This window comes from Rhizobium sp. 05N49 (genome assembly GCF_056396805.1).
In genome coordinates, this window is sequence record NZ_JBFTME010000003.1 from 130,932 (window position 1) to 151,495 (window position 20,564).

The following is a 20,564-nucleotide window of genomic DNA, read 5'->3' on the forward strand; positions in this document are numbered from 1 at the left end:
AACCCGCCGACAATGAGGCTTATTCGTCATCATCGTCTTCACCGGCGATCGCTCCCGTCAGCCGCATGCCTTCAATCCAGGTGGCGCCATTCTCGCGGATAACCTTTCGCGGGCGAACGCCGCAGCGTTCGCGCACGGCCTCGGCCAGTTGCACCGAATGGGTGACAATCCAGACCTGAGTGCTTTTCGACGCTTCGGCGATCATATCGGCAAGCGGCACGAGCATATCGGGATGCAGGCTCGCCTCCGGCTCGTTCAGGGCGATGAGCGCCGGCAGACGATAAGAGAGCAATGCGGCCGCAAGGCCGAGGAAGCGGATCTGGCCATCGGACAGCTCGCGCGGATGGAAGACGCGGTGCGGAAAATCCGGAAGCATCAACCCGAACTCGGCCGTCTCGCCCGGTTCCGACACGACAAGCCTCGCCCCACCGAGCGCAGATGCCAGGATACGGTCAAGCTCGACCGTATCCTGCCGGATATGTGCAAGCGTTGCAAAGACGGCGGCGAGATTGGATCCGTCCTCATCCAGAATCGGGCTGGTGACCGGGAGACAGGGGTGGCGAAGCGGAGACGCCCTGTCGGTACGAAAACCGTGGAAGAAGCGCCAGTTGTTGACAATGCGGCGGAAGGCGGCAACCTCGGGGAAATGGCCGGCATCCCCAAGGAGCGCGATCGCGGTTTCAGAGGTCAGGGCTTCGTCCGGATAATCCTGCATCCGTCCTGCAGCGTCGCGGACGGAGATGCCAGGACCGGCACGTCTCATCATCGTCACTGCGCGTCGACCGGTTTCGACGGACAGTTCTTCGGCTTTGATCTGCGGCTCCAGCGCGAATCCGGCCGCCGCCGGCGGACGCAGCCCTGCCTCGACATGATATCGGAATGTGACGGCGCGCTCCTCGTCGACGATCTCGACCTCGAGACGGATTCGAGCAGGCCCATCGGACGTGCGGCGTGATCCTGACCAGAGGGCCGATAACATCCCGCCCTCTGCCGCTAGTTCGTAGCCCAGCCGCCCGCGAACCGCCGCCTGTACGAGCTGCAGCGCTCGATAGAGATTGGACTTGCCGGCGCCGTTTTCGCCGAGGAACAGCGTGGTGTCCGCCAGATCCATGCGGATCGAGCGCAGCGACCGGTAATTCTTGGCAAACATGGAGCGAAGACGCATGTCTTCGCTTTAGCGCAAAGCAACGCTAAAAAGAATGGGCGGCAACGGGCTCTCGCAACGGCTGAGCGGAGACGGGCACGAACTGCGCATTCCCATCAGCCGCCATATCGTGGACCGTGAGCTTTTCCAGCGCCTTCGTCACCTCGGTCAGGTCGCCGTCAAGCTGTTCGGCAGGAATGAGATTGCCGATGACGAAATCGAAGCGATCGCCCTTCTTGTTCAGAAGCTCGTGGAAGACGGTCATATCGCGCAACTCGGTCGACCATTTGGCAAACCAGTAGAACAGACCGGAATTGCGCGCCGTCACATGAACGGGAAGAATCGGCAGGCCGTATTTGCGGGCGAGACCGACAGCAGAGGTTTTCCACGGCCGCTCGTTCAGCCTTCCATTCGCCCAGTAGGCGATGCGGCCGGAAGGAAACAGCACCGTCGCCTTGCCTTCCTTCACAGCATGGTTGGTCAACTGCAGCGTCTCGCGTGTCTTAAGCTTGCTCTTGAATTCCTCGCGCCACTCGACCGGAATGATTATTTCCGCAAAGCGCGGATTGACGCGCACCGCATCACGATTGGCAAAGAACATCATATCCGGCCGGCGCGTCTTCAGGAGATCGAAGACAGCCACGCCATCGGCAATACCGGTCGGATGGTTGCTGACGAGGATGAAACCGCCGGACGCCGGAATGCGCTCGCCATTGGTGACGTTGATGTCGAGCTTCAGCAGGTTGCTCATATATTCGAACGACTGAAAGCCCGGCATATTGGCAACGTCGCTGGCGAATTCGATCGCCCTGTTATAGCGCAGCAGCGTGTAGAGAAACGGCCGGAGGACCGGCCAGAGCGGATGCCGGACGATCTTCTGTCCACGCTCGGCAATCAGCGTATCGACGATATGGCCGGGTTTTCCGTGTGAGACCAGGGCGATCGCTTCCGCAAGCTGTCCGAAAGCCGTCATGGAGTCGCGCCGTGCCATAAAAATTCCTGTCTTATAGGAGCTGTAAGCTATCTCAGCGAATTATGATCGATACATGACAAGGGTTTGGCAAGCATTAGCAATTCCATAACGCCACTGTTCCAGAATTGGCATTATGGAAATCAAATTCAAGAGCCCTGGCCATGAATGAACTCCTGATCATCGCCGATCCGCACCTGATGACGGAACGCAGTGCCTGGCTCGAAAACCTGGCCCGCGAACGCCGTCTTTCCGGACATACGCTCGATGCTTATGAGCGCGACACACGCCAGTTCCTGACCTTCATGACCGGTCACCTCGGCGGCCCCACGACTCTGCGCGACGTCGAGGCGCTGCGCCCGGCAGACTTCCGCGCCTTTCTGGCCGCCCGCCGCAAGGAAGGTTCCGGTGCCCGTTCCGTGGCTCGCAATCTCGCCGGCATTCGCTCTTTCCTGCGTCACCTTGAAAAGAAGGGTCTCGTCAATGCAGCAGGGGCGAGCGCCGTGCGGTCACCGAAGCAACCGAAATCTCTCCCGAAGCCCCTGTCGGACAAACAGGCCATCACCGCGGTCAGCAATGAATCGCAGCTCCATGACGAGCCATGGATTGCCGCGCGCGACGCCGCCGTCATGACGTTGCTTTACGGCTGCGGCCTGCGCATTTCTGAAGCGCTCGACCTGACGCCCGCCGATGTCAGGACCGGCACCACCACGCTGCGCATCACCGGTAAAGGCAACAAAACGCGCCTCGTGCCGCTGCTGCCCGTCGTCTTTGAAGCTGTCGCTAAATACCGGCAGCTCTGCCCCATTCATCTTGACGAAGGCGAGCCGCTCTTTCGTGGTTCCCGCGGCGGCAAACTGCAGCCAGCGATTATTCAGCGTGCCATGCAGAAGCTGCGCGGCGCCTTTGGCCTGCCCGAGACTGCCACCCCGCATGCGCTGCGCCACTCCTTTGCCACACATCTGCTGGCCGGTGGCGGCGATCTGCGTACCATCCAGGAATTGCTCGGCCATGCCAGTCTTTCCACCACACAGGTCTATACCGGCGTCGATGCGTCAAGGCTCCTGGAGGTATATGATAGGGCGCATCCACGCGCATAAGCCTTCGTTAACGCTGTCTCTTAAAGGAATATGCGCAAGCCCGGCGTAGAGCATCAGGCTTGAAGCACATGTGACCGGATTACCATCATGACGATATCCATCGGCCACCGCACTTTCCATGTCGCGCAGTCGGGCAATATCCTGCTCTGGCTGATCGCCGCCTTTCACATGCTGCTGGCCGCCGCATTGCTTGCAGTCATCTTCTCGGTCACGCCGGCCGATGCCGCTGAAGACAGCTGCGGCGGAAAGGACCTTCTCAGCGAGCTGCGGCAGAACGAGCCGGCCCGCTATGCCGAGGCGGTGAAAGAGGCAGATGCCACGCCGAACGGCAAAGGTATTTTCTGGAAGATCGAGAAGCCCGGTCTTAAGCCCTCCTGGCTGCTCGGGACCATGCACGTGACCGATCCACGCGTCCTGAACCTGCCGCCCCGCGCGCAGGAAGCCCATGATGGCGCCGACACGATCGTCATTGAATCCGACGAAATCCTCGACGAGAAGAAGGCCACTGCATCGCTTCTGATGAGGCCGGACCTGATGATGTTCACGGACGGCACGACTATCGAAAAGCTTCTTTCGCCCGAAGACTATACCCGCCTCGAGGACGGACTGAAGCAGCGCGGCATCCCGCTCTCGGCCGTTTCGCGCATGCGTCCCTGGATGATCGCAAGCGCCGTCGCACTTCCCGCCTGTGAGATGGCCCGCAAGGCCAAGGGCGTGCAGTTTCTCGACCAGAAGATCGCGGCCGATGCGGCCGCGGAGGGTAAACAGGTCAAGGGGCTCGAAACCCTGGCCGAACAGTTGCAGGCCATGGCCGAGCTGCCGACCGAGTTTCATCTGAAGTCGCTGATCGAAACCCTGGAACTCGGAGCCAAGATGAATGATGTTGTGGAGACCATGACCGACATCTATCTCTCCGGCGATATCGGCATGACCATGCCCATGCTGAAGACCGTCACGCCCGAAGGCAGCGAAGAAGACAGCGATTATGCCGCCTTCGAGCAACGCATCATCCTCGACCGCAACAAGGTGATGGCCGAACGTGCCGTACCGATCCTCGCCAACGGCAACGTCTTCATGGCCGTCGGCGCCCTTCACCTGCCGGGCAAGGAAGGCGTCATCGAATTGCTGCGCCAGCAGGGCTTCACCGTCACCGCGGTTAACTGACCGCCTTTAGCCGGCAGTCATTCGCCGCAATACATCAGTCTTCCAGTAAAACTGATGGACCAGCGCGCCGAAGACATGCGTGACGATGACGATCCAGAGAACGAGCTTCAGGACGTCAGCATGCAGTGAGCCCAGTGCCTCGACACCAAAATAATAGGCCGCAATGCCTGAAGCAGGCAGAGCGAGCAACAACAGATAGAGGCTCGCATGAACCAGCCGCGCAGCGAGCCGAAAGATCGCCGGCTCCTCTGCAGCTTTAGGCGGTACACCCTGCACGAAGCGCAGGGCGAGCCTGAGGATCGTCACGATCAGTATCGCGATACCGACATAGGCATGGATGTTGGCTGAAGCGATCTGTTCCGGTGACGGCGTGCCGCCGTGGCGGACAAGCCGCCGCCACGTATTCATGCCGTCAGGAAATAGAAGATTGAAGAGGACCAGGAGTACGGTCACCCAGTGGAGGAACCGTTGGGAGAGGCTGTAACCGACAACGACACGATCACCCATTTTCTTGTCTCTCATCAAATAGTCGGCAGATCTTGCCTACCAAATGAAAATGCCGCCCGCCCGAAGGCAAGCGGCATTATGAATGATTGCTGATATTTAATCTTACATATGGATCGGCTTGAAGAAGGCGGCGAGTGCTGCTTCCTTCACGGCCTCAGACATGGTCGGATGCGCATGGCAGGTGCGGCCGAGGTCTTCGGCTGAACCGCCGAATTCCATCAGCACGGCAATCTCGTGGATCATCTCGCCGGCACCGAAGCCAACGATATGGCCGCCGAGGACGCGGTCGGTTTCCTTGTCCGACAGGATCTTCACGAAACCATCGGTTGCCAGCATCGCACGGGCACGGCCGTTTGCCGTAAACGGGAACTTGCCAACCTTGTAGGCGATACCGGCGGCCTTCAGCTCTTCCTCGGTCTTGCCGACGGAAGCGACTTCCGGCTGCGTATAGACGACGCTCGGAATGACGTCGTAATTAACGTGGCCGTGCTGGCCGGCGAGGATTTCGGCAAGCGCCACACCTTCGTCTTCGGCCTTGTGCGCCAGCATCGGTCCCTTCACAACGTCACCGATGGCGTAGATACCCTCGACATTAGTCTTGAAGTGGCCGTCGATTTCGACGCGGCCGCGATTGTCGAGCTTGACGCCGGCTTCTTCCAGACCAAGGCCCGCCGTGTAGGGAATGCGGCCGGTCGAGATCAGCACGACGTCGGCTTCGAGCGTCTGGGCCGCACCACCTGCGACCGGCTCAAACGTCACCTTGGCGCCCTTTTCAGCCTTTTCGACACCGGTCACCTTGGAGCTCAGCTTGATATCGATACCCTGCTTTCCGAGCATGCGCTGGAACTGCTTGGAGACATCGGCATCCATCGCGCCGAGGATCTTGTCGAGAAATTCAATGACGGTCACCTTTGCGCCAAGGCGCGACCAGACCGAACCGAGCTCGAGACCGATGACACCGCCCCCGACGACGATCATCGTTTCAGGCACTTTTTCCAGCGCAATGGCGCCGGTGGAGGATACGATGATTTTCTCATCGAGATCGACCTTCACGCCCGGAATGCCGGAGACGTCGGACCCGGTGGCGATGACGATGTTCTTGCCCTCGATCTGCTGAACTGAGCCGTCTTCGGCGGTCACGGAAACCTTGCCAGCGGAGACGATCTTGCCGGTGCCATGGAACGCATCGATCTTGTTCTTCTTGAAGAGGAAAGCAACACCGTCGACGTTGGACTTCACGGTCGCATCCTTGTGCGCCAGCATCTTGTCGAGATTGAGCTTCGGAGCAGCGACTTCGATGCCGAGCTCTTCCATGTGATGTGTTGCGTGGAACATTTCCGAAGCGTGCAGCAATGCCTTGGATGGAATGCAGCCGACATTCAGGCAGGTGCCGCCATAGGTCGCGCGCTTTTCCACGACTGCGACCTTGAGGCCGAGCTGCGCGGCCTTGATTGCCGCGACATAGCCGCCGGGGCCGGTTCCAATAACAATCACATCATAGGACATTGCTTTTCCCTTTACGTTATTGATTAAAGCGTGTCGCGATCTTTCAGATTCGCTTGCCGCGCTTTAAGCTCTTGTTGTCGCATGTCGTTACCGCAAAACCGCTGCGCACTTTTGCGCGACGTGCTTTAGCGCCCGCCGCTCACATTGAGGATCGCGCCTGTTATGTAGGATGCCGACGGCGACAGCAGGTAGACGATTGCATCGGCCACCTCTTCCGCCTCTCCGGCTCGCTTCATCGGGATCGATGAAGCCATGTCTTTGGGCCTGTCCGGCTGCCCGCCGGAGGCATGGATATCCGTCTCGATGATGCCGGGGCGGATCGCATTCACTCTGATGCCTTCGGCCGCGACTTCCCTGGAAAGTCCGATCGTGAAGGTGTCGATAGCTGCCTTGGAGGCGGCATAGTCGACATACTGTGTGGACCCGCCAATGACAGCCGCCATCGAGGAGATATTGACGATCACGCCGCCCTGCCTGCCATGCCTGGAGGACATGCGCCTCACCGCCTCACCGGCACAAAGGATGGAGCCGGTTACATTGATCCGCATCATCCGTTCGAGACGATCGGCCGACATTTCATCGACACGCGCGGTGTAGTCGACGATGCCGGCATTGTTCACCAGCCCGTCCAGTCGCCCAAAATGCTTGTCGACCACCTCGAACATCGAGACGATATCGGCGGCATTGCCGACATCACCCCTGATCGCGATCGCGTCGCCGCCGGCCTTCTTGATCTCTGAAACGACGGCATTTGCCGCATCCTCGTTCGAGGCGTAGTTCACCGCAACACGCCAGCCATGGCGGGCAGCAACCAGGCAAGCGGCTGCACCGATGCCGCGGCTGCCGCCGGTCACGAGCAGAACGGGACCATCAGTCATTGTGCACATCCCTTGAAATCGAGAACATCCCACGGCGCGACCTTTGCCTTGCCGTCACCCCAAGCCGAAGACTGGCGTATCGCCGGGCCGAGGCCGGGAAAGACGATCTTCTCCGCCGCCGGGCTGTCGCCGGATTGAAGATTATCGAGCCCGCCATTGGCGCTTGCGCGATAAACGAAGCCCTGCCAGACCATGCAGGCATCGAGATCGGCACCGGTGACATCGCCATCCGGGCAGTTGAACATCACCATGCCCATGGTCCGCTCCGGATCGTCGGAAGACATGACATAGCCATTCATGACGACCGGGCTCTTCAAGGCGCTGAGCTTGAACTGATGGGTCGAGGTCATGGCCTCGGAGGTAATGGGCGAAAAGCGCAGTTCATAGGCACCATCACGATCTCCATAGATCGCGCTGGCCTGCTTGCACTCGGCAGCGGTGGCGGAAACTGGCGCGCAGGACAGTGCGGCGATGACGATCGCTGCCAGACCTTTCCGTTTCGTCGCCATGTGCTCCCCACTCATTATAAGTTCGGCTTTCTGCGCCCGTCGGCGTTTTCGATGACCTGGAAATCCGTCAGCAGCACCAGTGGATGCTCTTCCTTGTCCATACCCCAGAACACCGGATAGAAGCCGTCGCCCGAGCCGCTCCAGAAGATCGCGACATTGCCCTTCTTTCCGGCTACCGGTCGGTGCAGGGCATAGACACCCTTGTTGGCATCAAGCTCCGGGGCGAGCACGTCGTTATAGTAATTCGCGTCGGAATCGGGCTTCTGGGTCTGCACCTGTTGCTCGCGCTCCCCGATCAGATCGAGTGTATCGGCATCCATGTAGCTGCCGAGGCCTGCATCGACGGGGTAGCCGAAGATCTCGTCATCCTTGAGCGTCGCGATATCCTGACCGGGAACGGTCGCAAGCTCCCAATGATCGGGCTTGCCTTCGCCGAAACGCATGCTGGCGGCGGCAACACGCCCGAAAGCCTCATAGAGCCGCACCGGATAGTCGCCTGCAGGAACCGTTCTTGCGAAGGCCGGCCGGTCCGGCTGCGCCAGCGGATCAGCGGCGACGATATGGCCGGACGTGAGCTCGACATTGCCCATATCAACCGTCTTGAGAGAGCGTGCGGAAAGCTCCGCATCGCTAAGCGACACGAGGTCGAAATTGCTGCTCGCCTTGTTCACGTCGAAAGCGAGAGCCGAGACCGGCATGAAGGCAACCATGGCACAGAATGCTGCGCCTGCCGCTCGCATGATCCGGTCTCGCATGGCAGATCGCTCCGCTTAGAGGTCCAGAACCAGACGTTCCGGATCTTCCAGGCTTTCCTTGACGCGCACGAGGAAGGTCACGGCTTCCTTGCCGTCAACGATGCGGTGATCGTAGGAGAGCGCCAGATACATCATCGGGCGGATGACGACCTGACCGCCGATGGCGACCGGACGTTCCTGGATCTTGTGCATCCCGAGAATGCCCGACTGTGGTGCATTGAGGATCGGCGAGGACATCAGCGAACCGTAAACGCCACCATTGGTGATGGTGAAGGTGCCGCCCTGCATTTCGGCCATCGAGAGCGAACCGTCACGAGCTGCCTTGGCGAGACGGCCAAGTTCCTTCTCGACTTCGGCAATCGACATCTGGTCGGCGTCGCGGATAACCGGGACGACGAGGCCCTTGTCCGTGCCGACGGCCATGCCGACGTGGCAGTAGTTCTTGTAGATGATGTCGGTGCCGTCGATTTCGGCATTGACGGCCGGCAGTTCCTTCAGGGCATGCGTCACGGCCTTGGTGAAGAAGCCCATGAAGCCGAGCTTCACGCCGTGCTTCTTCTCGAAGACATCCTTGTACTTGTTGCGCAGGTCCATGACGGCCTTCATGTCCACCTCGTTATAGGTGGTCAGCATGGCAGCCGTGTTCTGTGCATCCTTCAGGCGCTTGGCGATCGTCTGGCGCAGGCGCGTCATCTTCACGCGCTCTTCGCGGGCAGCATCTTCGACCGTCGACGGGCCGCGCGCGGCAACGGGTGCCGCCGGAGCAGCAGCGGCCGGAGTGGCGGCAGCCTTGGCGACGGCAGCGATGACATCACCCTTCAGAACCTGACCGCGCTTGCCGCTGCCATCGACCTGCTCTGCCGACAGATTGTTTTCTGCGAGCATCTTTGCCGCAGCCGGAGCCGGCGGCATGGACGATACCGACGCGGCGGGAGCAGCGGCAGCTGCTGCCGGAGCAGCCGGCGTCGGGGCCGGAGCTGCAGGTGCTGCAGCCGGGGCGGCGGCAGCGGGCGCAGCGGCGGCGGCCGCACCTTCGGCGATCTGGCCGAGAAGCGCGCCGAGACCAACCGTCTCGCCGGCCTGGGCGACGATTTCCGAGAGCGTGCCGGATGCCGGCGCCGGAACTTCGATGGTCACCTTGTCGGTTTCAAGCTCGAGAATGGGCTCGTCAGCCTTGACGGCGTCGCCGACCTTCTTGAACCAGGTGCCGACGGTTGCCTCGCTGACGGATTCACCGAGTGTTGGAACGCGGATTTCTGTGGCCATTGTTCAAATCCTGATTGTGCTTGTTATCGTGTTAGATAGCGGTCCCGGCTTGCGGCCGGAGAATGATTGAGGGCATTGGCGAGACATCGAAACGGAAACCGAGGTCGGAAGAGACGATCGGGTCGGCATCGGCAAGCGCCTGTGCCGCCGCCTGGTCCGCAGCCTCGACGACCGCGATGCCGAATGCCCCTTCGCCCGCGAAGACGGGGCCGACGGCAATCGCCGATCCCGCAAGAGCGTTCTGGTGCCAATATTCGGCATGGCGCTTCATCGCCGCCATCTCCTCCCCGGTCCCGTCGTGCGGGAACGTGGAGCGCGGCGGCACAAGTTTCATGAAGAAATATGCCATCGCGCTTCCCCTTTTTTGTTAGCCGCCCAGCGCATCCTCGAGGAATGCTGCGAGCTGCGACAGGTGCTTGGACATCAGGCCCGTTGCCGGCGAAGCGGCGGCCGGGCGGCCGGTGTAGCGAACGCGCTGATACTTCGCATCGATATGAGCAAGAACCCATTCCAGATACGGGTCGATGAACGACCAGGCGCCCATGTTCTTCGGCTCTTCCTGGCACCAGACCATTTCCGCGTTCCGGAAGCGGGACAGCTCGTTGATGAGCGCCTTGGCCGGGAACGGATAGAGCTGTTCGATGCGCAGCAGGTAGATGTCGTCGATGCCGCGCTTTTCACGCTCTTCCAGAAGGTCGTAATAGACCTTGCCGGTGCAGATGACGACGCGACGGATCTTGGCGTCCTTCTGCAGCTTGATCGGGCCGTCCTTGATGACCTCGGCATCGTCCCACAGGAGACGGTGGAAGGAGGATTCACCGGCCATTTCGGCAAGCGTCGAGACCGCGCGCTTGTGGCGCAGCAGCGACTTCGGCGTCATCAGGATCAGCGGCTTGCGGAAGTCGCGCTTCAGCTGCCGGCGCAGGATGTGGAAGTAGTTCGCCGGCGTCGTGACGTTGGCGACCTGCATGTTGTCTTCAGCGCAAAGCTGAAGATAGCGCTCCAGACGGGCCGACGAATGTTCCGGACCCTGACCTTCATAGCCGTGCGGCAGCAGGCAGACGAGACCCGACATGCGCAGCCACTTGCGTTCGCCGGACGAGATGAACTGGTCGAACACGACCTGCGCACCGTTGGCGAAGTCGCCGAACTGGGCTTCCCAGAGTGTCAGCGCATTCGGACGAGCGAGCGAATAGCCGTATTCGAAGCCGAGAACGGCTTCTTCCGAAAGCATCGAGTTGATGACTTCGTAACGGGCCTGCGTCGGCGACAAGTTTGCCAGCGGGATGTAGCGTTCTTCAGTTTCCTGATCGTAGAGAACCGAATGGCGCTGCGAGAAGGTGCCGCGTTCGCAATCCTGACCGGAGAGGCGGATCTTATGGCCTTCGACGACGAGCGAGCCGAAAGCAAGTGCTTCCGCCATCGCCCAGTCGAGGCCTTCGCCGCTCTGGATCATGTTGGCGCGGTTTTCCATGAAGCGCTGGATCGTGCGGTGCGCGTTGAAGCCATCAGGAATTTCCGACAGCTTGCGGCCGATATCCTTGAGCGTTTTCATCGGCACGGCGGTCTTGCCGCGGCGCTGTTCGTCGGCATTGTCTGCCGTGCGCAGGCCCGACCACTCGCCGTCCAGCCAGTCGGCCTTGTTCGGCTTGTAGTGCTGGCCGGCCTCGAATTCCTGCTCGAGATGCGCGCGCCAGTCGGCCTTCATCTTTTCGACTTCGCCGTCCGTAAGCAGGCCTTCGCGGACGAGGCGATCAGCATAGAGCTGCAGAACCGTCTTGTGGCCGCGAATGACCTTGTACATCTTCGGCTGCGTGAACGACGGCTCATCGCCTTCGTTGTGGCCGTAGCGGCGATAGCAGAACAAGTCGAGCACCACAGGCTTGTGGAACTTCATGCGGAATTCGGTCGCGATCTTGGCTGCGTAGACGACGGCTTCCGGATCGTCGCCGTTGACGTGCAGGATCGGCGCCTCGATCATCTTGGCAACGTCGGACGGATAGGGCGACGAGCGCGAGAAGGCCGGGTTCGTCGTGAAGCCGATCTGGTTGTTGATGATGACGTGCATCGTACCGGCAACGCGGTGGCCGCGAAGACCGGAAAGACCGAGGATTTCGGCAATGACGCCCTGGCCGGCAAAGGCCGCGTCGCCGTGTATCAGGAGCGGCAGAACCTTGGCGCGCTCGGACAGCGGGATGATATCGCCGTCCCATACCGTAGCGCTCATGTCCTGCTTGGCGCGGGCCTTGCCCATGACGACAGGGTCGACGATTTCGAGATGCGACGGGTTTGCCGTCAGTGAGACGTGCACCTTGTTGCCATCGAATTCGCGGTCGGAGGAAGCGCCGAGATGGTACTTCACGTCGCCAGAACCTTCGACTTCGTCAGGCGCGTAGGAGCCGCCCTTGAATTCGTGGAAAATGGCGCGGTGCGGCTTGCCCATGACCTGGGAGAGCACGTTCAGACGACCGCGATGGGCCATGCCGAATACGGCTTCCTTGAGGCCGAGATGGCCGCCGCGCTTCAGGATCTGTTCGAGCGCCGGGATCAGCGATTCACCGCCGTCGAGGCCGAAGCGCTTGGTGCCCTTGAACTTGACGTCGAGGAATTGTTCGTAGCCTTCGGCTTCGACGAGCTTGGCGAGGATCGCCTTCTTGCCTTCGGCCGAGAAGGCAACGCCCTTATCCGGACCTTCGATACGTTCCTGAATCCATGCCTTTTCTTCCGGATTGGAGATATGCATGAATTCGACGCCGAGCGTCGAGCAATAGGTGCGCTCGAGAATCTCGATCATCTCGCGAATGGTCGCGTATTCGAGACCGAGCACGTTGTCGATAAAGATCTTGCGATCGTAGTCTGCAGCCGTGAAACCGTAATTTTCAGGCGCAAGCTCGTGATAATCATCCACCGGGGCGGCGATGCCGAGCGGATCAAGCTTGGCATGCAGGTGGCCACGCATGCGATAGGCGCGGATCATCATGATGGCGCGGACGGAATCGCGCGTCGCCTGCAGCACATCGGCTGCATTTGCCGGCTGGCCAGCGGCTTCGGCCTTCGCCTTGACCTTGGTCTCGATGACCTTTTCGACGATGCCCCAGTCGCCATCCAGCGCCGAGACCAGATCGCCGCTTGCCTGCAGCGGCCAGTTCTTCTTGCGCCAGGAAGCGCCCTTGGCCGCCTTCTTCACATCAGCGGGGTCTTCTTCAAGCGCCTTGAAGAAAGACCGCCACTGGTCGTCTACCGAGTTGGGATCGTCTTCATAACGGGCGTAGAGCTGCTCGATATAGGCAGCGTTGGCGCCATCCAAAAACGAGGTGATCTGAAATTGCTCGTTGGCTTCTTGCCGTGCCATGGTGTTACGCGGACGCTTCCGCCCGCCTCCTGACTTAGATGAATTTGCCGGCTTCATCGCCGGCTGCCGCATTCCGATTGCCGCCTGTCCGCGGCGCATCCGCTTTGAAATGAAGAGCCGGGCGGAGGCCGGGATGCCGCTCCTCCGCCCGGGGTATATAAGTTGGATTAGCCCTTGAGGACTTCAACCAGCGTCTTGCCGAGGCGAGCCGGAGATGGCGACACCTTGATGCCTGCCGATTCCATTGCCGCGATCTTCGATTCCGCGTCGCCCTTGCCGCCGGAAACCACAGCACCGGCATGGCCCATGGTGCGGCCCTTCGGCGCGGTACGGCCTGCGATGAAGCCGGCCATCGGCTTCTTGCGGCCCTTCTTGGCTTCGTCCTTGAGGAACTGTGCCGCGTCTTCTTCGGCCGAGCCGCCGATTTCGCCGATCATGATGATCGAGGTCGTGGCTTCGTCGGCCAGGAACATTTCGAGCACGTCGATGAATTCGGTGCCCTTGACCGGGTCGCCGCCGATGCCGACAGCCGTCGTCTGGCCGAGACCTTCATTGGAAGTCTGGAAGACGGCTTCGTAGGTCAGCGTTCCCGAGCGGGAAACGATACCAACAGAACCCTTGCGGAAGATCGAGCCCGGCATGATTCCGATCTTGCATTCTTCCGGCGTCAGGATGCCCGGGCAGTTCGGTCCGAGCAGGCGCGACTTGGAACGGTCGAGGCGGGCCTTGACGCGAACCATGTCCATGACCGGGATGCCTTCGGTGATGCAGGTGATGAACGGGATCTCGGCGTCGATCGCTTCAATGATCGCATCGGCGGCACCTGCCGGCGGAACATAGATGACGGACGCCTTGGCGCCGGTCTTTTCCTTGCCCTCGGCAACAGTTGCGAAGATCGGCAGGCTTTCGCCCTTGGAGCCGGTCCAGGTTTCGCCACCCTTCTTCGGGTGAATACCACCGACCATCTGCGTACCGTAGTAAGCGAGCGCCTGTTCGGTGTGGAACGTGCCGGTCTTGCCGGTGAGGCCCTGAACCAGAACCTTGGTGTCTTTGTTGACGAGAATGGACATGCGAGGCCTTTGTTTAGGAGAGGTTGGAAGACGTGAGGGACGCGCGACGATAGGTGCCGCTGACGACCTCCTGCCAAGTATCGCTGCCTGCAGGCGAAAAGCTGACGCCCATCCGGTAGCAGTCTTCATTTTCAAATGTGAATACGGTGCGCTGTCTGCCGCGCGGCGAAGCCTTCATCAGCACCAGTTCATTGCCATTCCACGCGCCGGAAGCCGGTGAGGGCGGAGCAAAACCGACGCTGTCGAACTGGTAGAGCTTGTAGCTCTGGTCCGAACCGTCGAAGCCAAAAACATTGCGGGCTTCGAAGGAAATTTCTCCGTCACGCATCTGGCGGTAGGACTGCTCGACGAAGAAGCCGCCGAATAGCGCCTCGCCAGAGAGCGAAGCGCTGGCTTTGCCTTCCTTCGTCCAGGCCGAAGCCGCGACATGCTCTTCCCCTTCCCAGAGGCCGGCAAAGGCCTCCAGGCGGAAATGAGCAGCACTGGGCGTGGACTGGGAAGCCATGGCCGTTCTCAACCGTTGATCGCAGCGACAATCTTCTTGGCCGCGTCATCCAGATCGTCGGCAGCCGTAATCGCCAGACCCGACTCGTTCAGGATCTTCTTGCCGAGCTCGACATTGGTGCCTTCGAGGCGCACGACGAGCGGAACCTTGAGACCGACTTCCTTGACCGCGGCAATGACGCCCTCGGCAATTACATCGCACTTCATGATGCCGCCGAAGATGTTGACGAGAATGCCTTCGACCTTGGGGTCTGCCGTGATGATCTTGAAGGCCGCAGCAACCTTCTCCTTGCCGGCACCACCGCCGACGTCGCAGAAGTTCGCCGGCTCCTTGCCGTAGAGCTTGATGATGTCCATCGTCGCCATGGCAAGGCCAGCACCGTTGACCATGCAGCCGATGTTGCCGTCGAGCGCCACGTAGGCGAGATCCCACTTGGAGGCTTCGATTTCCTTGGCGTCTTCTTCCGTCTCGTCGCGTAGTGTCTTGACGTCGTCATGACGGAAAAGAGCGTTGCCGTCGAAAGACATCTTGGCATCGAGGACGCGCAGATGGCCGTCCTTCATGACGATCAGCGGATTGACCTCGAGCAGGGCCATGTCCTTTTCGCCAAACGCCTTGTAGAGCGCCGGGAAGAGCGTCTTGGCATCTTCTGCGGCCGCGCCATCGAGCTGCAGCGCCTTCGAGATCGCGGCAACGTCGGCAGCCGTAACGCCTGCTTCCGGATCGATCGCGATCGTGTGGATCTTCTCAGGCGTGTCGTGGGCGACAGCTTCGATGTCCATGCCGCCTTCGGTCGATACCACGAAGGCCACCTTGCCGACCGAGCGGTCGACCAGGAGCGAGCAATAGAGTTCGCGGGCAATGTCGGCGCCATCTTCGATATAGAGGCGGTTGACCTGCTTGCCGGCTTCACCGGTCTGTGCGGTCACCAGCGTATTGCCGAGCATTTCCTTGGCATGAGCAACGACTTCGTCGATCGACTTGGCGAGACGAACGCCGCCCTTGGCATCCGGGCCGAGTTCCTTGAACTTGCCCTTGCCGCGGCCGCCCGCATGGATCTGGCTCTTGACCACATAAAGTGGACCGGGAAGCGACTTGGCGGCAGCCTCGGCTTCTTCAACCTTGAGGATAGCCACACCCTGCGCGACCGGCGCGCCATAGCCCTTCAGCAGAGCCTTGGCCTGATATTCATGAATGTTCATGGGTTTATCCCTATTTCGATAACGTCAGCGCACCGATTACTTGAGAGCGGGCGCGATGTTGATGCAGGCTTCGCAAAGACCGGCGACAGCGCCGACGGACTTGTCGAAGGCTTCCTTCTCGGTCTTGTTGAGATCGATCTCGATGATGCGCTCGACGCCACCGGCACCGATAACGGTGGGAACGCCGACATACATGTCCTTGACGCCGTACTGGCCGGTCAGGTGAGCAGCGCAGGGCAGAACGCGCTTCTTGTCCTTGAGGTAGGATTCAGCCATTTCGATCGCAGAAGCAGCCGGAGCGTAATAGGCCGAACCGGTCTTCAAAAGGCCGACGATTTCGGCGCCGCCGTCACGAGTGCGCTGGATGATTTCTTCGAGGCGTTCCTTGGTGACCCAGCCCATCGTGACGAGGTCGGTCAGCGGAATGCCGCCGACGGTCGAATAGCGGGCGAGCGGCACCATCGTGTCGCCGTGGCCGCCAAGAACGAAGGCCGTGACGTCCTGAACGGAAACGTTGAATTCCTTGGCGAGGAAAAGACGGAAGCGCGAGGAGTCGAGAACGCCGGCCATGCCGACGACCTTGTTGGCCGGAAGGCCGGAGAACTTCTGCAGCGCCCAGACCATGGCGTCGAGTGGGTTGGTGATGCAGATCACGAAAGCGTTCGGGGCATACTTCTTGATGCCGGCGCCGACCTGCTCCATGACCTTGAGGTTGATGCCGAGAAGGTCGTCGCGGCTCATGCCCGGCTTGCGCGGAACACCGGCAGTGATGATGCAGACGTCAGCGCCTTCGATGGCGGAATAGTCGCTGGCGCCGGTCAGGTTGGCGTCGAAGCCTTCGACCGGGGAGGACTGTGCGATATCGAGACCCTTGCCCTGGGGAATGCCGTCGGCAATGTCGAAGAGAACGATATCGCCCAGCTCCTTCAGGCCGGCGAGATGCGCCAGCGTGCCACCAATCATGCCAGAACCGATGAGTGCGATCTTGTTACGCGCCATTTCGCTTTTCCTTTGCGATCAAAATCCGTCGGGCGACGCGCGGGCATCGCCCAATGTCGCAATCGCATAGACCTAAAGCCAAAAAATGGCAATGCATTATTTTTGGTGCAGCAATTTCAATCGTTTAGATATTAAAATTCTTACGTAAACGTAAGATCAATTGTCACCAAAGTGTTACTCGGCAGCCCGCTGTTGATGATGCGCTGCGAGATATTCGGCGCTTCTCATTTCGAAAAGGCGAGACACCGTGCGATCGAATTCAAAACCTTCGGTTCCGCGCCTTTCGGCGAGCAGATCTTCAGGCATGGCGGCAGCGGAAACGCAAAGGCGGACGCCGTGATCGTAGAACGTATCGATCAGAATGATGAAGCGCTTGATCTGGTTCCGCTTTTCAGGGCCTAGCAAGGGAATGTGATCAAGGAAGATCGTATCGAAGCGCTCGGCGATGGCCAGGAAATCGGCAGCGCCCAGCGGTTTTTCGCAGAGATCCGAGAAGGAGAAGCGCGCCATGCGATCGACGGCGAGCGGCACATCGATCGCTCGTCCCTTCATAGCGATCTCCGTCGGCAAGGCCTTGCGGCCGTGCAGCGCCTGCGTCCATGACGCATCCATCGCCATGTCGGTGCGCTCATCGATCGGCACGAGATAGACTGGCTGGCTGTTCAGCTTCTCCATCCGGTAATCGGTCGGCGAATCGAGCGTGACGATCTCGACATGCTTCTTCAGGAGATCGATAAAGGGCAGGAAGAGCCCGCGATTGAGGCCATCCTTGTAGAGATTGTCTGGCTCGACATTCGAGGTCGCCACCAGCACGCAGCCGCGCGCAAAAAGCTCGGAAAACAGCCGCGACAGGATCATCGCATCGGCGATATCGGTGACGGTGAATTCGTCGAAGCAGAGCAGCTCCGCTTCCTCGAAAAGAGCGGCGGCGACAGGCGGCATAGGATCGGCCTGCTTCGTTTCGCCGTTCTTCAGCTTCTGCCGATGGGCGGCGATGCGATTGTGCACATCGGCCATGAACTCATGAAAATGCGCGCGCCGCTTTTTCCGGCATGGCGCCATCTGGAAGAACATGTCCATGAGCATCGTCTTGCCGCGCCCGACGCTGCCATGGATATAGAGGCCCTTGATGCCGGCCTCCGCCTTCTTCTTGGATGCGAATAACCAACCGAGTGCGCTGCTCTTGGCCGCAGGCCGCTTCTGCTTGAGAGCGGCAAGTATCCGGTCGAGGCACTTGGCCACATCCATCTGGGCAGAATCAACCTGCAACGTCCCCGATGCGGTCAGCGATTTGAGCTGCTCGGTGACGCTGAGCGAATAGTCTGGCATTGGCTGCATGAGGGCTTGTCCGCCTATGCGTAACCGGCGGAACCCCGCCGGACTGACTTACCGGCTGAGGGTGATCGGCTGCCCGGTCGAGGTCTGGCCATTGAAGCTGTTGTCGGCGACCTTGTAGACGGAACCGATCTGGTTGCCGCTGCGGTCCTTGAGCAGAACCTGCTTGCCGGACACTTCCCAGGAGCCCATGGCCGTCAACTCGCCAACGCAGCCGCGCGTACCGCCGCGCGATCCGCTGCCGAGATTGGTGAGCGTCAGGAACATGTCGCAGGTGCCGTTGACACGCCAGCTGCCGACCATCGATTCCTTGGTGACATCAAGCGAAGTCGCTGGTGCAGCACCACCGGGCTGGACACCCGCCATCGGCGCCGTCGAGGTCGGGGCGGCAGGAAACTGCCCGGCCGGAGGAGGCAGCTGGCCGCCCTGTACGGAAGGTACCGGCTGCGCCGTCAGCGGCGGAGGCGCACTGTTACTGCTGTAATCATATGAGGTGCGCTGGCATCCCGCCAAGGCCAGAGCGGCCGTTAGACCCGTCACCACATATCGCAACTGCATCATCAAGCTCCCGAATGTCCGCCTCAACCGCAGAGATATTTCAATTCTGGGTTCGAATTACCGTATTTCACTTTGGTTAATCAAGTCAGCACAATACAAATCAGCCTTCGAGACACCTATGGCGAAGCCGGCACAATTCAACCAACCGCTCGCCGGACTTCTTGCTGGTAAAATATGTCAGCAAGGTGTTGTGCCCGGGCGTCCGCTCCCTGATCAAGTTTGATTTGCTCGGCGAGGTCCTGATAACGCTCAATTGATGCCGCGAGAAAGGACTGGATGCGCTTGGGCGGCAGGCCCTCGCCCATCTCGCGCGTCTGGCCTTTGACGATCACCAATTCATGAATCGCCTTGCGCAAGTCCTCATCGATGGTGACTGCGGCCAGACATTGCATCATGTTCATCGGCGGCAGTTTCTGAAACCCATTCGAGTGCATCCATTCGAGCGCAATTGCCGGACGGATCGCATAAAGCAGCTTCTTGAGCCTTATCGGACCGTCCCCATGTGTCTGCCAGTGACTGCGCAGCAGACCGACATAGTGCAGCGCGACCTTCGGCGGCAACATGATCTCGTCAAGCACGTTGGAAAGACGGCTGCGAAATCCGGGCTCCTCTTCATAAGCGATTGGCGATTTTACCCATTCGACGACAACGGCATTGCCTTTGAGGGCGAGCAGCAGCGCCTTGCGCAGATCCCAACCGCCAGTGTCGATATCACCAACGATCGGAAACTCGATCACATCCCGATGCGAGATCAGTCCGATATGGTCGGCGACCGGACGGACATAGACGAAACGGCAATCATAATCGCTGTCGGGTGAGGGAAAGCCCCAGGCACGGCTTCCGCTTTCGATCGCAAAACCGATGCGGATACCCTGTTGTTTGACAGAGGCAAGCCGCGAACGGATTTCGGCGACCGCCTCGGGATCAAAACCTTCGATGCCGGCTGAAGCGTCAGCACTCACACGCGACGCTCAACCATCATCTTCTTGATTTCGGCGATCGCCTTGGCCGGGTTCAGCCCCTTCGGGCAGGTCTGCGCGCAGTTCATGATCGTGTGGCAACGATAAAGGCGGAACGGATCCTCGAGATTGTCGAGGCGTTCGCCGGTCGCTTCGTCTCTGGAGTCGATCAGCCAGCGATAGGCCTGGAGCAGGACGGCCGGTCCGAGATAACGGTCGCCGTTCCACCAGTAGCTCGGACAGGAGGTCGAGCAGCAGGCGCAGAGAATGCACTCATAGAGGCCGTCGAGCTTCTGACGGTCTTCGTGGCTCTGCTTCCATTCCTTGGCTGGCGTCGGCGAAACCGTCTTCAGCCAAGGCTCGATCGAACGATGCTGCGCATAGAAATTGCTGAGATCGGGAACCAGATCCTTGACGACAGGCATATGCGGCAGCGGGTAGATCTTCACCGTGCCCTTGATGTCGTCCATCCCCTTGGTGCAGGCGAGCGTGTTCGTGCCGTCGATGTTCATCGCGCAGGAACCGCAGATGCCTTCACGACAGGAACGGCGCAGCGTCAGCGTCGGATCGATCTTGTTCTTGATGTAAAGAAGCGCATCGAGAACCATCGGTCCGCAATCATCGACATCGATGTAGAATGTGTCGATCGACGGGTTCTGGCCGTCATCCGGGCTCCAACGATAGACGCGGAACTCGCGGGTGTTCTTGGCACCCGCCGGCTTCGGCCACACCTTGCCTTCGCGCATCTGGGAGTTTTTAGGGAGAGCGAGTTCAACCATGTCAGG

Annotated in this window: 20 protein-coding genes; 2 read left to right on the forward strand and 18 right to left on the reverse strand. The window is 60.2% G+C overall.

Translation table 11 applies throughout. The features are described from left to right. Positions 1-19: 19 nt before the first annotated feature. Positions 20-1,165 carry an AAA family ATPase gene (locus AC1DF8_RS07915; RefSeq protein WP_477995623.1) on the reverse strand — a complete coding sequence of 382 codons (1,146 nt, stop codon included), beginning with the start codon at positions 1,163-1,165 and terminating at the stop codon, positions 20-22. Positions 1,166-1,190: 25 nt separating this feature from the next. Continuing rightward, positions 1,191-2,135 carry a GNAT family N-acetyltransferase gene (locus AC1DF8_RS07920; protein ID WP_113013279.1) on the reverse strand — a complete coding sequence of 315 codons (945 nt, stop codon included), beginning with the start codon at positions 2,133-2,135 and terminating at the stop codon, positions 1,191-1,193. A gap of 143 nt (positions 2,136-2,278) precedes the next feature. On the opposite strand from AC1DF8_RS07920, the gene AC1DF8_RS07925 reads away from it, so the two are divergent. Further along, entirely contained in the window at positions 2,279-3,214 is a 936-nt protein-coding gene (locus AC1DF8_RS07925) for a tyrosine recombinase XerC (protein ID WP_113206178.1), read from the forward strand. A gap of 87 nt (positions 3,215-3,301) precedes the next feature. Beyond that, positions 3,302-4,378 (forward strand): TraB/GumN family protein, encoded by a 1,077-nt coding sequence (locus AC1DF8_RS07930; RefSeq protein ID WP_477995626.1) that lies wholly within the window; start codon positions 3,302-3,304, stop codon positions 4,376-4,378. Positions 4,379-4,384: 6 nt separating this feature from the next. On the opposite strand, the gene AC1DF8_RS07935 is transcribed toward AC1DF8_RS07930, so the two are convergent. From AC1DF8_RS07935 to AC1DF8_RS08010, 16 genes are all read right to left on the reverse strand, one after another. Then, positions 4,385-4,885: a cytochrome b/b6 domain-containing protein gene (locus AC1DF8_RS07935; RefSeq protein WP_113144886.1), complete on the reverse strand. Its 501-nt coding sequence runs from the start codon at positions 4,883-4,885 to the stop codon at positions 4,385-4,387. Between the two features lie 102 nt (positions 4,886-4,987). Then, positions 4,988-6,391: a dihydrolipoyl dehydrogenase gene (lpdA, locus tag AC1DF8_RS07940; RefSeq protein WP_477995628.1), complete on the reverse strand. Its 1,404-nt coding sequence runs from the start codon at positions 6,389-6,391 to the stop codon at positions 4,988-4,990. 125 nt (positions 6,392-6,516) lie between these two features. Beyond that, positions 6,517-7,269: an SDR family oxidoreductase gene (locus AC1DF8_RS07945; protein ID WP_477995630.1), complete on the reverse strand. Its 753-nt coding sequence runs from the start codon at positions 7,267-7,269 to the stop codon at positions 6,517-6,519. Further along, on the reverse strand, positions 7,266-7,778 hold the full coding sequence (locus AC1DF8_RS07950; protein ID WP_477995632.1) for a hypothetical protein: 513 nt from the start codon (positions 7,776-7,778) through the stop codon (positions 7,266-7,268). Before AC1DF8_RS07950 ends, AC1DF8_RS07945 begins: the two co-directional genes overlap by 4 nt. 14 nt (positions 7,779-7,792) lie before the next feature. Further along, entirely contained in the window at positions 7,793-8,533 is a 741-nt protein-coding gene (locus tag AC1DF8_RS07955; protein WP_477995633.1) for a DUF4241 domain-containing protein, read from the reverse strand. Between the two features lie 15 nt (positions 8,534-8,548). Continuing rightward, positions 8,549-9,799: a 2-oxoglutarate dehydrogenase complex dihydrolipoyllysine-residue succinyltransferase gene (odhB, locus tag AC1DF8_RS07960; RefSeq protein WP_183889121.1), complete on the reverse strand. Its 1,251-nt coding sequence runs from the start codon at positions 9,797-9,799 to the stop codon at positions 8,549-8,551. A gap of 31 nt (positions 9,800-9,830) precedes the next feature. Continuing rightward, positions 9,831-10,148 (reverse strand): YciI family protein, encoded by a 318-nt coding sequence (locus AC1DF8_RS07965; RefSeq protein ID WP_112545608.1) that lies wholly within the window; start codon positions 10,146-10,148, stop codon positions 9,831-9,833. An 18-nt stretch (positions 10,149-10,166) separates the two neighbouring features. Beyond that, on the reverse strand, positions 10,167-13,151 hold the full coding sequence (locus AC1DF8_RS07970; protein WP_112545609.1) for a 2-oxoglutarate dehydrogenase E1 component: 2,985 nt from the start codon (positions 13,149-13,151) through the stop codon (positions 10,167-10,169). A gap of 167 nt (positions 13,152-13,318) precedes the next feature. Further along, a complete protein-coding gene (sucD, locus tag AC1DF8_RS07975) occupies positions 13,319-14,221 on the reverse strand; it encodes a succinate--CoA ligase subunit alpha (RefSeq protein WP_477995636.1) in 903 nt (300 codons plus the stop codon). Positions 14,222-14,234: 13 nt separating this feature from the next. After that, positions 14,235-14,726, reverse strand: coding sequence for a DUF1579 family protein (locus tag AC1DF8_RS07980; protein ID WP_113115403.1), 492 nt, complete (start codon positions 14,724-14,726; stop codon positions 14,235-14,237). An 8-nt stretch (positions 14,727-14,734) separates the two neighbouring features. Beyond that, complete coding sequence (gene sucC, locus AC1DF8_RS07985) at positions 14,735-15,928, reverse strand: ADP-forming succinate--CoA ligase subunit beta (RefSeq protein WP_112545612.1); 1,194 nt, start codon at positions 15,926-15,928, stop codon at positions 14,735-14,737. Positions 15,929-15,964: 36 nt separating this feature from the next. Then, positions 15,965-16,927, reverse strand: coding sequence for a malate dehydrogenase (mdh, locus tag AC1DF8_RS07990; protein ID WP_477995639.1), 963 nt, complete (start codon positions 16,925-16,927; stop codon positions 15,965-15,967). Between the two features lie 174 nt (positions 16,928-17,101). Next, positions 17,102-18,265, reverse strand: coding sequence for a cell division protein ZapE (gene zapE, locus AC1DF8_RS07995; protein WP_477995641.1), 1,164 nt, complete (start codon positions 18,263-18,265; stop codon positions 17,102-17,104). Positions 18,266-18,313: 48 nt separating this feature from the next. After that, complete coding sequence (locus AC1DF8_RS08000; RefSeq protein ID WP_112970822.1) at positions 18,314-18,820, reverse strand: protease inhibitor Inh/omp19 family protein; 507 nt, start codon at positions 18,818-18,820, stop codon at positions 18,314-18,316. A gap of 137 nt (positions 18,821-18,957) precedes the next feature. Further along, positions 18,958-19,782: a nucleotidyltransferase domain-containing protein gene (locus AC1DF8_RS08005; RefSeq protein WP_477995643.1), complete on the reverse strand. Its 825-nt coding sequence runs from the start codon at positions 19,780-19,782 to the stop codon at positions 18,958-18,960. After that, positions 19,779-20,558: a succinate dehydrogenase iron-sulfur subunit gene (locus AC1DF8_RS08010; protein ID WP_112545614.1), complete on the reverse strand. Its 780-nt coding sequence runs from the start codon at positions 20,556-20,558 to the stop codon at positions 19,779-19,781. The genes AC1DF8_RS08005 and AC1DF8_RS08010 overlap by 4 nt, the downstream gene beginning before the upstream one ends. Between the last annotated feature and the right edge of the window lie 6 nt (positions 20,559-20,564).